The organism is Streptomyces sp. NPDC050549 (assembly GCF_040655035.1).
In the GTDB taxonomy this organism is placed as follows: domain Bacteria; phylum Actinomycetota; class Actinomycetes; order Streptomycetales; family Streptomycetaceae; genus Streptomyces.
The window spans coordinates 1-15,405 of record NZ_JBFAJD010000079.1 but is presented as its reverse complement, the minus strand read 5'-3'; the positions used below and the strand labels follow the sequence as shown (position 1 = coordinate 15,405).

12 protein-coding genes and 1 pseudogene are annotated in these 15,405 nt (G+C 67.5%); 5 read left to right on the top strand and 8 right to left on the bottom strand.

Annotation, left to right across the window (positions count from 1 at the left end; all coding sequences use genetic code 11):
- Nucleotides 1-404: 404 nt before the first annotated feature.
- The 4 genes and pseudogenes from AB0I51_RS47285 to AB0I51_RS47270 all read left to right on the top strand — a co-directional run.
- Nucleotides 405-1,178, top strand: a pseudogene (locus AB0I51_RS47285) (replication-relaxation family protein); the annotation flags it as partial.
- A 110-nt stretch (nt 1,179-1,288) separates the two neighbouring features.
- Entirely contained in the window at nt 1,289-1,531 is a 243-nt protein-coding gene (locus tag AB0I51_RS47280; protein ID WP_362985548.1) for a hypothetical protein, read from the top strand.
- 1,217 nt (nt 1,532-2,748) lie between these two features.
- Nucleotides 2,749-2,922 (top strand): hypothetical protein, encoded by a 174-nt coding sequence (locus tag AB0I51_RS47275; protein WP_362985546.1) that lies wholly within the window; start codon nt 2,749-2,751, stop codon nt 2,920-2,922.
- A gap of 311 nt (nt 2,923-3,233) precedes the next feature.
- Entirely contained in the window at nt 3,234-3,581 is a 348-nt protein-coding gene (locus AB0I51_RS47270) for a hypothetical protein (RefSeq protein WP_362985544.1), read from the top strand.
- Between the two features lie 92 nt (nt 3,582-3,673).
- On the opposite strand, the gene AB0I51_RS47265 is transcribed toward AB0I51_RS47270, so the two are convergent.
- The 6 genes from AB0I51_RS47265 to AB0I51_RS47240 form a co-directional block, all read right to left on the bottom strand.
- Nucleotides 3,674-3,871: a hypothetical protein gene (locus AB0I51_RS47265; protein WP_362985543.1), complete on the bottom strand. Its 198-nt coding sequence runs from the start codon at nt 3,869-3,871 to the stop codon at nt 3,674-3,676.
- Between the two features lie 74 nt (nt 3,872-3,945).
- Nucleotides 3,946-7,059: a DUF87 domain-containing protein gene (locus AB0I51_RS47260; RefSeq protein WP_362985541.1), complete on the bottom strand. Its 3,114-nt coding sequence runs from the start codon at nt 7,057-7,059 to the stop codon at nt 3,946-3,948.
- Nucleotides 7,056-7,667 (bottom strand): hypothetical protein, encoded by a 612-nt coding sequence (locus AB0I51_RS47255; protein WP_362985539.1) that lies wholly within the window; start codon nt 7,665-7,667, stop codon nt 7,056-7,058. The genes AB0I51_RS47260 and AB0I51_RS47255 overlap by 4 nt, the downstream gene beginning before the upstream one ends.
- A gap of 30 nt (nt 7,668-7,697) precedes the next feature.
- On the bottom strand, nt 7,698-8,783 hold the full coding sequence (locus AB0I51_RS47250) for a hypothetical protein (protein ID WP_362985537.1): 1,086 nt from the start codon (nt 8,781-8,783) through the stop codon (nt 7,698-7,700).
- Between the two features lie 8 nt (nt 8,784-8,791).
- Nucleotides 8,792-9,295, bottom strand: coding sequence for a DUF4365 domain-containing protein (locus AB0I51_RS47245; protein WP_362985535.1), 504 nt, complete (start codon nt 9,293-9,295; stop codon nt 8,792-8,794).
- 460 nt (nt 9,296-9,755) lie between these two features.
- Nucleotides 9,756-10,070: a group II intron maturase-specific domain-containing protein gene (locus tag AB0I51_RS47240; RefSeq protein WP_362985533.1), complete on the bottom strand. Its 315-nt coding sequence runs from the start codon at nt 10,068-10,070 to the stop codon at nt 9,756-9,758.
- A 443-nt stretch (nt 10,071-10,513) separates the two neighbouring features.
- On the opposite strand from AB0I51_RS47240, the gene AB0I51_RS47235 reads away from it, so the two are divergent.
- Nucleotides 10,514-10,642, top strand: a complete 129-nt coding sequence (locus AB0I51_RS47235) for a DUF6408 family protein (protein WP_262057860.1) — start codon at nt 10,514-10,516, stop codon at nt 10,640-10,642.
- Between the two features lie 53 nt (nt 10,643-10,695).
- On the opposite strand, the gene AB0I51_RS47230 is transcribed toward AB0I51_RS47235, so the two are convergent.
- Both AB0I51_RS47230 and AB0I51_RS47225 read right to left on the bottom strand, forming a co-directional pair.
- Nucleotides 10,696-12,699 (bottom strand): DUF2075 domain-containing protein, encoded by a 2,004-nt coding sequence (locus AB0I51_RS47230; RefSeq protein ID WP_362985531.1) that lies wholly within the window; start codon nt 12,697-12,699, stop codon nt 10,696-10,698.
- A gap of 287 nt (nt 12,700-12,986) precedes the next feature.
- On the bottom strand, nt 12,987-14,897 hold the full coding sequence (locus tag AB0I51_RS47225) for a DUF2075 domain-containing protein (protein ID WP_362985529.1): 1,911 nt from the start codon (nt 14,895-14,897) through the stop codon (nt 12,987-12,989).
- Nucleotides 14,898-15,405 lie beyond the last annotated feature (508 nt).

The window sequence follows — 15,405 nt, the reverse complement described above, 5'->3', positions numbered from 1 at the left end:
CCCCCCAGGTCATCGCCTTCGACAGGGGGCACACAGCCATACCGGACCCGGGGGCCAGGCACCCCATTGCGGGGCCACGAGAAAGGTAACGGGGCACGCGGACATCGCTCGCCGACAGCGAGGTCATTCCGGTCGGCCGTGGGCTCCTGAGCCCTGTGTCAACGCGACATACTCGTTCAAGCAACGGCTCTGGAGATCCCCTTTTCGTCCGCGTTCCACTCCCCAGGTCCTGGCGGTTCTACTGGGTGTGCGCCGTTCTTGCGGCGCCCTGGCGCGGAGGCTGCCGCCGACGCGCAACATGAACAACGGCGCCCCCGATCCCCCGCAGGCACGCACCCGCCCGTTCGCCCGCTGTCCCCTGTCTTCCTTTGTTCGGGGGCGAGCGCGGGGGTGTGCAGAGGGGGATGTCGGGCTGCCGACCACGCCAACAAGTCCCTGGTGACCTGCGGATACGTCACCCTGGCGCGCAACGGAGTGGACAGGTGTCGGCGGGGATATCGACGCGGTTGTCGGCCCGGTCGGCGGCGGTGTTGTCGCATCGTGACCGTGGTCGGGCCCTCCTGGTCGCAGGTGTGGTCGGAGTTGCCCGCTGTCGTGGCCGGTACGCGCGGCGCCGTACCGAACGGTGCCGCCCTGTACTGGAGAGGGGGCCGACGATGACGGATGTGGATGCCGGCAGTGGGGATCGGATGGCATTGGCGGTGCTGGTGCAGTACCGGATGGCCACCACCGAGCAGATGCACCGGGTGATCGCCCCGGGAGTGCGCAGCGAGCAGATCCGACGCAAGCTGGCCAAGTTGCGCGAGGAGGGGCTGATCGATCGCATCACCCTGCCTAGGGCGGGGCGGCTACGGGTATGGTTTCCCACCTCTTACGGTGTGCAGGTCGCATGCGAGTGGCCGGAGTTACGCGGGCGGCGGCCACCGAAAACAGTGTCTGATCCGACCGCCGCACGGCTGCGGGTCGGGCACACGCTGACGGTGACCGAGACCGCGCTGGTCTTCCTGGAGCACGCCCGCCACCGCGGCGAACTGTGCCGACCGCTGGACTGGATCCCCGAGGTCCACCACCCCATCGGGGGCGGCGAGGCCGTTATCCCCGACGCGCTCATGTACTACCGGCGCGGCCGTGAGGGCAGCGCCGGGCCGATGCTGCGGGCCTTCGTCGAGGTCGACCGGGCCACCATGGGCCCCGAACGCCTGGCCTCGAAACTTACCTCCTACGCCCGCCTCCACCGCTATGTCCCCACTCCCTTGGGACAGCGCCGACCGAGCATCGGACAGATGCCGTGCAGGAGGAATGGCGACAGCGCTACCCGCTCTTCCCCCGCCTCCTGTTCGTCCTGGACGGCACCGGCCCCGCCGGCGTCACCACCCGCATCAACGCCCTGCACGCGGCCGCCAAAGACCCGGCGCTGACCCTCTTCCTGCACACCGTCCCCGTCCTGGCCGCGGCGCTGGCAGACCTGCACACCTACGGCCCCTCCGAACCCGTGTGGCACCCCGTCCGCACGGTCGCCTGGAGCTCGTAGCCGCATGCGTAAACGGCCTACGCAGCCCCTGCGCATCACTCAACACCCCTGCATCGCCGCTGCGCAGGGCCCGACCACGACCCGAAACCCCGACCATAGGCCCGCCCATGGGCCCGACCATGGGCCCGAAAACCGCGACCACGGCCCTGACCACAGCGTCGCGCAGCCAACTGCAGACCGAGCCCGCACCAGATGCGCAGCACGCGCGGACGGCTGCGCAGTCAGAGCGCGTAGGCGAATCGGAACCTGCGCACCCACCGCCTACCTGCCGTGGTCGGGGTCATGGTCGCCCCAGGCCATATCGCCGACCACACGTCTGCCACACCTGACGTGCCACCAAGTTCGTGGGTATTGCGCATCGTTGTACGAGCGATGCGCACCCGGCTCCATGACCGGCCAGGGACCTGCGCAGTCCGGGGTGAGGACACTGTCTGCGCACCACTTGCGCGGGCTTGCGTACCTGGGTCGTGCAGACCCGCGCGAGGTGCTGCGCAGGTCCCCATGTCCGGATGTGCACGGGATACGGATCCCGCTGCGCGGGCGTCAGCAGGTTCTGCGACTCCTCGTGTCGGGTTGCGTAGTCACCTCACGGCCCTTCGCGGGCACACGCCGTGCCGCCAGACGGACACATGCCATCGCTCACGCGATACGTACCGGCCACGCATCTGGCGAACCTCGCGAGGTGGTAGCCGCGCGGATGCGGGGCTTCCCTCGGGTGAGCCCTACCTCGCGGTATTGACAGTCGTAACGGTGGTCGCAACGGCAGCAGCAAACGCGGAGCGGCAGACGAGTCCGGGCTGTACGCCAGGGACCCTTACAGGTTTGATGAAAACGGTCTCTGACCTGCGCGGACGTTCCACATGTCCAGAAGCAGTGCACACCGCGTGCACAGCGGGCGGAACAGACTGCTTGGTGTGCCGACAATGAGGCGCGCCAAACGCCTGATTGGGGCCGTGTCCCTCGACCGGACCCCGTCATCCTCGATCAGGCTGCTCCCTGCCATGTGGCCCATCCCGCGACAAACGCGCCGCGGATACCGCCGGACAGGCCGATTGCGGCATGCTGGGGTCATGAACAGGTACGCGGCAGCCAAGCCCTACACCCTGCCGACGGCGCTGCCCGAGCTGGACGGGCCGACGACGGGTACAGTCACTCTGCCCCGTCACCTCGACTGGGGTCCCCGATAGGTCTACGACCTGGCCGACCAGGCTGATGTCGTGTTGATGCACGAACGGGTCATCCGTGAGGCCCAGACCCCGGCCGACCTCGAGACCTACCTGAACGGCCCGCTTCTGCGGCGGCTGTGGGCCGACCTGTTCCTCCCTCTGCCGGTCCGTACGGCCTGGCAGTCCCGGTTCACCGAGCTCGCGGGGAAGGCGGCCGCGGCATAGTGGAGGAACTGCATCGGCGGCTGATCGGGCTCGACGCACTCGCCAAGGACTACGGGTACGCACTCGCGGGCGGCTATGCCATCCAGGCGCACCGCATCGTCAAATGAGCGATGACGTCGACCTGTTAGCGCCCATCGATCGCGCCGCCGACGAGATGCCCGAGGCGGTCGCCCGGCTCATCAAGGCGTATTCGGCGGCTGGATACACGGTGGAGACGGCCCAACAGACCCCTACCTACAGCCGGTTGAACGTCATCGATCCGTCCACCGGATCACAAACCAAGGTGGAACTCGTCGCAGTATTCCTCCGCCATGCGCCCGGCCCATCGCCGGCTCGGTCCTGTGCTCCACCGTTACGACGTCGCCGCCGGCAAAACCGGCGCCCTGTTCACCCGGGCCGAGGTCCGCGACGCCATCGATGTCGACGGCCTGCTCAAGACCGGCTACAGCCGTGAGCAGCTGATCGAACTCGCCACACAGAACGACGCCGGATTCGACCGACGGATGTTCGCCAACGCCCTCCGCCGTGTGCAGCGCTACACCGACAAGCAATACGCCGCCTACGGCCTCGACACCCAGGCAGCCGCCGCGCTCCGCCAGCAGTTCAACGACTGGCAACAACAACTCACCCAGCCCGAATCCGACCAAGATCGCAGCTGAAACAGAGTGAAATCCTCCCGCGCCAGGCAGCGTCGGCTGAGGCGATCCGGCGCGTCGTCTGAGCCACGCCGCTGAACCGCCGCCGACGGAAATCAGGTCGGCCACGGCCCGCAGAACTGCGCGGCTTTCGCCTCCGGGAGGTCCCTCGACACCTGCTGGGTGTGCTCCCGGATGACATCGTGCGGTCGGAAACGGCTTGGTCCGTCGGGGGACTGGACTACGACGGCCAGATGAGCGGTGAGCAGTTCACCCACCGCCATGGGGGTGACCGCCGGGATAGGACGGCTCAAGCGCCCTGGCGACGGTGTCCGTGCAGGTCAGGGTTTCGACACGGGCCAGGACGCGCTCACCACCTCACGACCGCTCAGGTACCCCGGCGGGCTCGCTCGACGATCTCGTCCTCCTTGAGCGGCACATCGTGGTGACTGAGGCAGATCGGCACCTCGATCTTGCTGAATCCGGTCCCCTCGCTTGCGGCGTTGAACATGCCGGCCTTGAGACCGGCGAGGTTGTCGAGGACTGCGTTCCGCGCCTGAGCCATGGTCCTGGCCGCCTCGATGTGGGCGGGTCCTGTGAGTCGGCCGATGAACTGGTTCACGGTGTTGCCCAGCGCCTGGTTGTGGATCCCCCTGGGGAGCTGTGAGGCGAGGACTATCCCGAGTCCGTACTTGCGTATCTGGCGGATGAGTTCGACCGTGCTGTCCGTACTCGGATTCGATGTACCGGAGGGCACAAAGTTCTGCGCCTCGTCCATCACCAGCAGCCCGCCCAGGGCACGGTCGCCGACCGGGTGTGCCCTGAACCATGAGAACAAGGTCGCCTGGAGGCGGCTGACGAATTGGGCCGGTCCGTCGCCGGACAGGCCGATGAAGCTGATCACCGAGATACGGGCGGCCTTTCCCGGCGACGGGATCAAGAGCATGCCGGGATCGGCGGGTGCGCCGGACTCCCCGAACAGCGGGTCGGTCTCCATCGCGGCTTCCAGCGTGTCCGCCATCTGAACCGCGAAGCGACTGGTCCTGCTGTTCACGATGTCGCTCGGGGGCTCGGCGAGCAGCTCGACGAAGCCGGCCAGGGTCTTGCCGCCGTCGCGCGCGTACCGTTCGAGGGCACGTTTGAGGACCCCCAGCTGCTGGGTCGCGCGAGCACTGCTGCCGCGTACACCGGCATGTGGCGCGAGTGAGGTCACGGTCGACCTGACCAGACGGGGGAAGTCGTCCTCGTCGTCAAGGACGGGACCGAAATCGGGAAGCGGGTAGAAGGAGATCGGACGTCCCCGGTTCAGACCCGGTGTCCACACCACCACTTCGACATCCGCGAAATAGCGTCGGGCCTCGCGCTCATGGTCGTCCGTCCAACCCTTCGGCGGGCGCGACCAGGGGTCGCCGAGCCGTGCGAGGTCGTCGTTCGGATCCAGCACAATCGCCGAGACGCCGCGCAGAGCGCACTGCTCCACAAGCCGCTTGATCAGGACCGTCTTGCCCGATCCCGCCGCGCCCACCACCGCGGTGTGCATTCGGAGTCGTTCCATGGGTACCGCAAACGAACGGCCGCCCCGGACCGTGGTTCCGACGACGATTTCGGTACGAGCAGGCTCGGCGTCCTCCGGTATGCCCGCCGCATCCGCCGCCACCCTGGAGCCGACTTCCGTGGTCGCGATGCCGAGATGCTGCCGTAAGTCTCCCAGCACCGGCGCGAAGACCTCGATGCGGGAAGCGGGGCGCTCCTGTCGCAGCCATTCGTCCAGGCCTGACGTACGGTCGTCGAGCATGGCCCGGAGGGCGGCCAGGGTCCGGAGGTCGGCGGCGCCGATCGGTAACGACACGCCGCCCCGCGCCTCGAAGTCGTCCTTGATGCCCTTGGTCTTGGGGCCGCTCGGGTACGGCATGTTCCGCAGCAGGATCAGCCGGCGGCTCGCCAGGTCGGCCGTCAGGCCGGCCTCTACGGCCGCGTTACGAATCCGGTTCTGGGCGGCGATGGCGTTGTTCGCGGCGATCGCCCGGAAGGACCAGTGGAATTCGTTCTCGCTGGCCTCGTCGACGACATAGCGCAACCGGGCGTGCAACGCCGCCTTGCGGCCGAAGTCGGTCTCGATGGAGAACCGCGTCTCGTCGGCGCCCAGTTCCCTGACCAGACTCCGCAGCCCCGCGCCCAGCAGAGCGGGCATCAACCCGTCCTCGGTCGTGGGGTCGAGCGGCCCGAGGTCGTCCGCCTCGGTACGGAGCTTGTCGAAGGGCTCCGTGAGGGTGCTCAGGTTGACGGCCCTCGCCGGTGCGGGCGGTGCGGCTGCCGTGGGCTCTGCGCCTGCCAGGGAGATCAGTTCGGCCACCGTGCCGGTCTGTAGACACGCCTCGATGTGCTTCTGGACCCGGATGAGCAGCCGCCGTGCGGTGTAACGGTGTGGGGCTTCGGCCAGCGCCGCCGAGGTGACCGGCCAGGTGGGATAGCGCGGAATGAACCCCACCGACTCGTAGTAGGCCCGAAAGCGGCTGCTTACGATGGCGGCGGCGGTGGCCTCGTCGGGAATCGCGCCGAGCGTCGGCAGAACCTCGAACCGGTCCAGGGCGGACCGGACTGCCGCCCGCGAAATCTGCTCCCAGGTGTCCTCGTGGCACGCCACGACCATCAGGGTCCGGCGGGCTTCCTCCCGCAGTTCCATCAGGCCGGTGGCGATCTCACTGCTCAGCCGCTTAGCGGCCCGGCCCTCGCCGGAAGGGGCCGACGTCAGCGACGACGTCTCCGCGGCGGACACCAGGGTGTCGAGCTGGTCGAAGGCGAACACCAGCGGTCCGACCAGGGCGAACAGGCGCGTCAGATCGCGGAGGACGAGTTGAGCCGGTCGCCCGCCCGGCGACATCCCCCAGGCGGCGCGCTTGTCCCCGTCGTTGTTGAGCGCGAAGTAGGCCCTGCCGATCTCCACGGAATCGCCGGTGGAGGCTATGAGCGCCAGCGCGCGGGCCGTGTCCGCGGCCTCGTTGCCCACCTGCCGGTCGATGGTCCGGATCCCCCGAACGAACGCATCGACATGGGCGCGCGTCAACTCGCGCCGGCCAGTGACGGCGTTATGGGTATCCGTGTCGAGGCGAGCCTGGCGCGAAAGCTCGTCGAGCAGGCGAATCAGTTGTTCCTGGCCGCCTTCGTCCTCCCGGTAGAGACTGTCGACGAGACTGTCGGCGGCGCTCTCCCAGAAGTCCCGGCCGGTGACAAGCTTGACGTAGAAGAAGGAGCCGCCACGCTCCTGGATCTCGTGGCGGGTCCAGCCGAGCAGATGCGTCTTGCCCGAACCGCTCTCGCCACGCACCACGGTCGCAACCGGCGAGTGGGCGCGCTCGACGGCGCTCATTGCCCTCCCCAGCCGCCGGAACACCTCAGGATGAAGGCCGTCGACGTGGTAGGAGGTCACCGGTGTCCAGATCTCTTCCTGGGTCAGCGCAGTGTTGATGTACAGCGTCTCCAGGGCGGCGAGTTCCCCGTTCACGCCGGTCCGATCCGCAGCAGGTGGCGGGGTTCGCCGCCGATGTCGACGGCGGCTCTGCGGTCCTCGTCGCTGAGCGTGCGCTGGTTGAGCTCGCCCATCAGCTGTACGTCGGGCTGCTCGATCATCCGGTCGAGTTCGGCGTCGACGGCCCCTCGCGGCAGGTTCTCGAGCCATGGGCGCAGCGCCGACAGTCTGACCCAGCTGCCCGGTTTCCGGCGGGCGGTGAGTTCCGTGTAGACCGCGCGGATCCAGTCCTCGACGTCGGGCTGGAAGAACTCGCCGAACTTGGTGCCGGAGCGGGCCAGGTACTGTCCGACGTTGTCCAGCACCACGTAGAGCACCCCGGCCGGAAACTTCGCTCCGTCCGGGCGTCCGGCGACCAGAGCGGACTCGCACCAGGTCCGGCCCGCGGACGTGAGCTGGTGCGTGTTGACCGCACCGTGCTTCCTGGTCACGATCCGCTCGGTATCCTGGTTCACTCGCCGTCGCACCGCCGCGGTGATCACCAGGCCCGCGAGTTCGCGCAGTTCACGGTTGGTCACCGGCCGTGCGACCACCATCAGGGCGAACAGCGATGCATGATCCCGTACAGTCAACTCCGTCGGCACAGTACCCCTCCTCGATGAGCCGAAATCCGGTCAGATGTCGAACCCCCGCCTGGGCACCAGTTCCACCCGGCCGGTCATGCTGGACAACTCGCCCATGACGGTGATCACCTGCCGTTCCCGATGCGCGGTGATCGCACGGTCGTACGAGGCCTGGTCCGGGAGCCGCACCCAGACGGCCCGCCGGACCAGTTCGGCGTGCTCGGTGCGCAACTCACCGCGGACCTTGATCCGCCACCGGTCGTTGCCGGAGGAGTCGTCATGCAGCCCCTCGACCAAACCGGAGACCGTCGCGGCACCGGTGGCGTTGAGGCCGCGAAGCCGCAGGGACGCGGCGTGCAGAAGCGATCCCGAGGTCTCCGGGAACGCGACGACGCGTGACGCCACATCGCGTGGCTGCGAGCGCGCCCACCGGAAGCCGATCTCGAAGGGCTCGCTCCGGTCAAAACCGGAGAGCTCACTGAGCGCCTTGCACAGATCCGCGGAGACGCCGGCCGTGACGGTCTCGTCGAAGGCCGCGGGCGCGTCCGCCGCTACGGCTGCCTGGGCCGCGCTCACCGCCTCGAGCATCTGGACCAGCACGGCCCGACCGGTGACCTGCTCCCCGCTCGGGGTTCGGGCCGTCGCGTCCGCCGCCACCCGGATCTCGACGACGTAGCTCCCGGCGCGGGAGGGGCCGAGTTCGGCTGCGCGCAAGAGGTCACCCACCACGCCCGGTTGCCGGCCGGCGAAGGCAAAGTGCGGACCCTGCACGACGGTGCGCGCCGCCGCCGTCAGGAGGTTGCGGACACCCAGCACCGTCTGCGTACCCAGAAGCAGCGAGGTGTAGCCGGGGTCGTGGCCGGTGGGAAACGTGCGGAAGGACTGCTTGTCCAGTTGCGGTCTGGCGATCTCCAGGGCGATGTCGCTCGCCGGCCGGTCCTCCAGCGCGCACAGACAGCGCAGGATCTCCCGTACTCGACGGTCGTTGTCGCCCATGCCGTCGCGAGCGGGTACCAACACCTCGTAGTCGCCCGGGTGTTGCCACACACTCGCTCCGCGCCAGCCTTGTGGATCCCGCTCCCAGCCCGTTTCCGCCAGATAACTGGCGATGTCGTCGACCTTCAGCGGAATCGTCATCGGTTCCCCTACCAGTCGGACTGCGTCTCGGCGAGCCGGCGCAGTGAGGCGGCGGTGAGCACGTTCGCTGTCGGAACTCTGACCGGACGCTTTCGGTGACGGTCGGGGTCCTTGATCGGCTCCTCGCAGCGAAGCGAGACGAAGTAGCCGAGGTGACGGAGCATCACACCGTCGGTGCTCATGGCCGCGTACGCCTGGTTGTCAGCGGGGACACAGATGACGAACAGAAACCGGGGCACGGTGAAGTCGGGACCGGCGAGCCTGTTGAACTGCCACTCATTGAGCCCGCGGTAGTTCAGGTGGCCGGACGACACGGACGGCGCCGACCATGTCTTGATCTGAGCCTCGACAGTGGGTGACAGCGTCCGTCCGTAGCGGCCGGTGGCGCGGAACCCGAGATCGACCCCGTCCGCGTCAAGATCGCCTTGCAGGACGATCAGCCCTGCCGCAGAGGCCAGGACACGGACGTAGTCTTCGCCGAACTTGCCCTGATGCTGCTTCGCATCGAGCACGAAAGCCCCCCAATGTCCCCCTAATGTGGCACACAGTAGTCGGAATCTTACGGGACGCGCTAACGACTGTCAGGGCCCCAAAATGGCCCTTCCGACAGGCCTGCGAAACGATGGCCGACAGGCAGCTGTTCATCCCTGATGCGATGTAGGGGCGGGCCTCCGCTCCGGCCGGGTACGGACGATGCTGTGGTTGCCGCATCTGGCTCGTTCTCCCGTTCTCGGAAGTCAAGAGGCCTTGATGTGCCACCTGTCCGTGCCCGTGGTCACCGCCCACGCTGCATTCGGAGCCACCACCCTCGTCCTGATGCTCCTCGCGGCCGTCCGACCCTCGCGCCCGCTCGCTGCGCTCCGGGAGACTTAGCAGGGTCGGGGACTGGCGCGGTGGCTGACGCTCCATTTCCAGTCCCCGCCGCTTCAAACCGTGCATGCAGTTCTCCCGCACACGGCTTTCCGACATCGTTCACCGGCTGGCATGCCCCGTTGCCCTGTGCACGTTTCCGGTAAGACGGTAGACACCGAGCCGGGTGATCCACCCATAAGTAAATCGGGTGATCCAGTTCCTGCCCGCACGTCTGTGTTTCGCGCTGGCGAAGATCGCCAGCCGTTCGTGGACATAGCCGTCGACCACGTTGAACTTCCGTCCGGAGTTCCCGTTACGGAAGTACGCCGCCCAGCCCCGCAGGACCGGGTTGAGATCGGCGACCACGGCGGATACCGGCCGCTCAGTCTTCGAACGAGCGGTCGCCGTACGGACTTTGTCCCGCAGTACTCGCATCGCTCTGGCCGAGGGCCAGCGTTGCAAGTAGTACCTGCTCCGCCATTTCCACGATTCCATCTTCCGGTGGTGGAAGCCGCGAAAGTCGAAGCCCTGGCTGGCCGTGCCGTGAAAAGAGGCGGTGAAGGATGGGAGTGTGGAACATTCCCTCCTTATCGCCCGACTCCGGTGACTTGTGGTGCATGGATCAACAATGTCCTGGAGCCTCGCCCACCCCCTCAGGTGACATCGCGCGTCCAAAATCGATCTGCGCCAACTGGCGCGTGCACTAACGTGGTTACCCGCTGTGCACCTTCCCGGAGGGTACGTCGGCGGTGTTCCAGGTGCTGGTCCTCGGCGATGAGCGACGAGTGGTCTCCACCGCGTGCTGTACGCGGTGTGACTGCGGATGCCCGGTAGGGCGATCCCTGCCATTCCCAGCTCACGCTCAGGAGTGGAAACCGATGAACCCCGTTGAGTACAAGCCTGCACGTCGTGACCGGATTCGTCAGATTCTGGTCGACGTCGCGGTGGGAGTCGTCATCAACCTGTTGATGGCGGCGCTGACCGCGGCAGCACGCCTGGTCTTCTGACCGGCAGGTGGCGGGCCCGGGAGAGCCCGCCACTCCACATGCTGGTCCCCGCGTCAGAAGAGGCGCAGCTCTCCGGGCAGGGTGTCCTTCTGGCGCTTCCTGCGACGGCGCCGCCCTCGGCCGGGGCGGGGCAGGTGTGGCTGTCGCGCCTGCTCCGGCAGATTCTCCCAAGTGGGTCGCAGACCGTGGATCTGGACGTCGCCGACCAGCTCCTTCAGGTATGCCCGGGTCTCCTCGTCCGTGGAGTAGAGCACGGTCGCCCGGCTCGCCCGGGTCATCAGCACGTGGTACGCGTGCCGAACGAGGCGGGCGAACTCATCGTCGTCCACGCTCTTCGGCTTCACCTTGGGATCGAACGACCCGGGAACGGCCACCCTCTTGACGCCCGCCTCCATGTCCGCCCTCTCCTTGCCCCGGCGGAACACCCAGCGGTCGCCCCGGCGCACCATGTCCTCACCCATGATCACACCGCACCAGTCCCACTCCAGGCCCTGCGCGGTGTACACACAGCCGATCTGGCCGAGACCGTTCTCGTGCACGGACCAGATCTTGGAAGGCGGGACGGTCTTGTTCTCGCAGAAGGAGTCGCTGTCCGCGTTCCACGGCCGGTGCCAGTCACCGATCCGGACGTCGGGCTCAAGCCGCTTCTCCTTGCCCAAAGGTTTCGTCCAGGGCCAGCAGTATCCGGCGACCATGCGCGCCGATGCTCCCGCCCCGGCCTCGGAACGGATGATCTGTTCGAGTTCCTCCGGGTTGTCCACAACCTCGACGTGCATCAGTCCGTCCGGGGTCCACGGCTCCGGCTCCGCATCGGACACTCCCAACGCGCCGCGTACCCAGCGGATGTAGGCGTCGCTGCCGCCGCACCGGAACTGTTCCCACAGGCTGCTACGGACCAGCTGGGCGTCGTAGCGCCGTGCCGCGTCCTCCACGAGAGCGGCGGTGCCGACCTCCTGCGGGCGCACGGACTGGCCTTCGTCGAGGAAGAACACCGTCAACCGGGAAGCGTCGAGGAGTTCGTCCACCTGAGGCTTGGTGCCCCAGTCCTCGGGTTTCCAGAAGCGGTTGGTGGAGCGGTCGCGCAGGCGGTGGGCCTCGTCGCAGATCAGCACGTCCAGGGGCGGGTCGGGCGGGGTGACGAAGTTGCTGAAGTAGGTGAAGGTCTCCTTGAACTCGCGGTCGCCGTAACCGACATGCTCCTGCAGGGCGCCGTTGAAGGCCCTGCTGCCGCTCGCGTACTTGACCGTGCGGCCCTCCGCCTCCAGTTCGGCCTTGAGCTGGAGACCGATGGCGCTCTTGCCCGTGCCGGCACCGCCCGTGACAAGGAACACCACCCGCCGCTCGTCGGGAAGGAGCGCGGGCCGCCGGGCATCGGGAAGCACCTTGGCGGCCGTGCCGAGGATTTGGTCCGCGACCTTCTTCTGACGGCCGCGCAGGGTGAAGACCGTGTCCTCGCCGCTGGAGCGGATCATCGCGTCGAGCAAAGGGGTGTTGCGCAGGCCCATGCTCCGTAAAAGGATCTCGGCCGCCGAGTCGGCACCGTCGTCGGCGAAGCTGCTCCGCAGGTCCGACAGCAGTTGGGCGCGGCGGTCGCTCGTGTAGACACGGGCATAGGCACCGGTCGGCGCGTCCACGCCGACCAGTGGGAGCACTGCGGCGTCGGTGGCGTTGTGCAGATATGCGAAGCCGCCGCACTCGTAGTCCAGTCCGTGCAGCGGTCCTCTTTCACTCGTGAACGCCTCGTAGTACTCGCGCAGTTGCAGCGCGGGATGCTTCTTCTCCCCCATGCCGGGGACATGCACCAGTTCCGCGGTGGCTCGCTCCACCCGGGTCACCGTCGACCAACGCTTCAACTCGACAAGCTGGACGGACAGCCCGTTCTCTTCGGGATGATGGCCCACGAGGACGACGTCGATGAGCCGCGGGTCCCCAGCGCGGTCGGTCTCGTCGAGCGTGGCCGCGCACTCGACGACCATCTCTACGTTCCCGCGGTCGGCGGCGACCAGGTCTTCGGCAAGATGCACCAGGCTCTCTGCCCAGGCGGAACGTTCGGTCAACGAGGCGTCGGTGCTGAGGAAGTGTTTCCACCTCGCGGCGAGGTGGGGCACCATACGGCGTCTCGAGTTCAGGTTCAGCAGATCCCGCGCTGCCAGTTTCAGCAGGAGCATGGACACGAGATGGATCCCCCAGGGCACGAGTGACTCGTGCGGATGGGGGCGTGTCCACGTGGGAAGCCCGTCGGGCCGCAATGACGTCTGGGATCTTAGGAAAGTGACCGCTCTCCCAGCGCATATGACACATCGGTCGGCTGGAAGCACCGACATCATGGCCGGATCTCACGCGCTCACCGTCGCAGAAGAGGCTCCTCGATCGCGGCAGGCCGTGGTTCCGGTCGGCCGGACACCAGTTCCCGCAGCTTCTCCCGGGTCTCCGGATCGGTCGAGTACACGATCGTGCCGACCATGCCCCGCGTCAGGAGCACCTTGTAGGTGTTCCGAATGAGACGGTCCACGTCGGTGTCCGCTGTGGACTTCTTGAACACCGGATCCTTGGACGCGGTGCGGTCAGTGACCCAGCGGTCGCCTCGCCAGACCAGGTCCGGGCCGATGATGACACCCGACCAGTCGTACTCGAACCCCTGGGCGGTGTAGACGCAGCCGATCTGCCCGAAGCCCGCAGGATCGGTGGCCCACAGGGCGGACGGGGGCGCGCCGGAGACCGACCGGTCACCGCGCAGGTTCCAAGGCCGTGCCCAACCCCCGATGACGACGTCGGGAGGCAGCGGATCGCCGGGCTTGGGCTCGGGTGACCACCGCCAGCAGTAGCCCGCGGAGATCCGGGCACCGTATTTCTCGGCGCGGCGTGCGTCGAGGAACGCCTCCAGTTCTTCAGGGTTGTCGGCGGCCAGCAACTGCATGCGGTCGTCGGGCTCCCACACAACCGGACCGCCGGGCTCGAGGCCGAGGAGCCGGACCACCCAGCGCAGATAGGCGTCACTGCCTCCGCAGCGGAACTGGCTTTCCAGGGGAACGACATGGCAGTCGATGCCCCGTCTGGCCGCGGCCTCACGGATCTCTTCCACGGTGCCCATCTCACCGGGACGCACCACTTGGTGCTCGTCGAGGAAGAAGACCGGTACCTGGGCGACGTCGATGAGTTCGTCGATCTGTGCCCTGCCGGTCCGCAGTGCCGCGCGGGTGTAGCGGTTGGCGGACGTCTCCCGGATACGGTGCGCCTCGTCACAGATCAGAGCACCCAGGCTGTTCTTCTCCGTGGCCATGAAGCTGTTGAAGTACTTGAAGAGATCCTGGACTTCCCGTTTCCGCGAACCGGCCACCTTGCGCATCGTCTTCGTGAACGACTGCGAGCCGGTCGCGTGGACCGCTGCCACGCCCCTCCGGTAGAGCTCGCCGAGCAGTTGGAGCGCGATTACGCTCTTCCCAGTACCGGGGCCGCCGGTGACGATGACGACTTCCTTGTGGTCGGCGCGCTTCGCCCGCTCCACCGCGTTGAGCACGATGCGGTAGGCGACCTGCTGCTCGTCGAGGAGGACGAACTGCTGCCGCTCCCGCACCTCCTGGGCGGCCACGGACATCAACTGCTTCGACGGCACGGTGGCCCCCGCGAGCAGTTCGTCCGCCGCACGGGCACCCGGGTGCCCGTCGCTCAGCTTCGACCGGAGGTATTCCAGGAACGCACCGCGACGCTCGCCGGTGAAAAGCAGAGCCTGCCCGTCGCGCTCGATCTCCCGCAGCCCCGTCACCCCGAACTCGGTGGCGTTATGCAGGAAGGCCACTCCATGGATCCGCTCGCCGTGCTCGGCCAACGCACCGTTGAAGTTGACCAGGTAGCCGCAGTACCGCCGCGCCTGCTCGATCGGGTTGAGCACGGGGTGCGCGTACGCGTCGACATGGCACAGGGTGGGGTCGTCCTCGTACGGAGCCGCCTGGCTCCACTGCTTCAGCTCCACCACGACGTAGGACGGCTCCTGCGTGATCGGATGCAAACCGGCGAGGACGACGTCGGCACGCTTGCTGTTCAGCGGTAGCGCGTACTCCAGCATGACCTCGACGTCGCCCAGGCCTGCCTCGTTGAGCACGGCTGCCAAAAGCGGAATGCTGCGCTCCCAGGAACGCGCCTCCGAGGTTCCTGGCCGATAGCCGTGCATGTGGACGAACTGCTCGGTGAGGTGCAGGAACAGTGAACCGTCGAGTGCCATGACGGCGACCGTTTTCGCGGACGCGCGGAACAGCAAGGACTTCCCCCAGGCAGCACGAAGAGACTCGTGCGGGTGGGGGCATGTCCTTCGAGACCCCACCGGGGTGGAGCGGAAGCCCGTCGGGCCGCGTTGACGATGTGTCCGAGGGTACCTGGCGGTACTGGCAGCCGTACCGGTGGTCGCAGTGGCGGCGCAGACGCCGCGACTGGTCCCCTGCCGATGCCGGACGCCCTCGTCAGCGGTTCGCTTACGTCGGCCCCGTGCTAGCTCACCGCTGCGAGGTATCAGATTCTTCGTGGCACCTCAGGAGGTGTGGCCTGTGGAATGCGAAGCGGCAGACGAGCCGAGCCATACGCCGGGTTTTCCTGACGCACCTTTCTGACCTGCACCTTTGCGGGCCGGATCGAATGTGACCTGCTAGGTCGGGTTGCAGAGGCGACCGGAGGCAGTCAGTGCGTTGTGGCAAACCGGATCTCGTTCGAGGTAATGCGGCGCGGGTGATCATCTGGACGGAGGTTCGGGTGCGGTCGCGGGCATGAGAGAA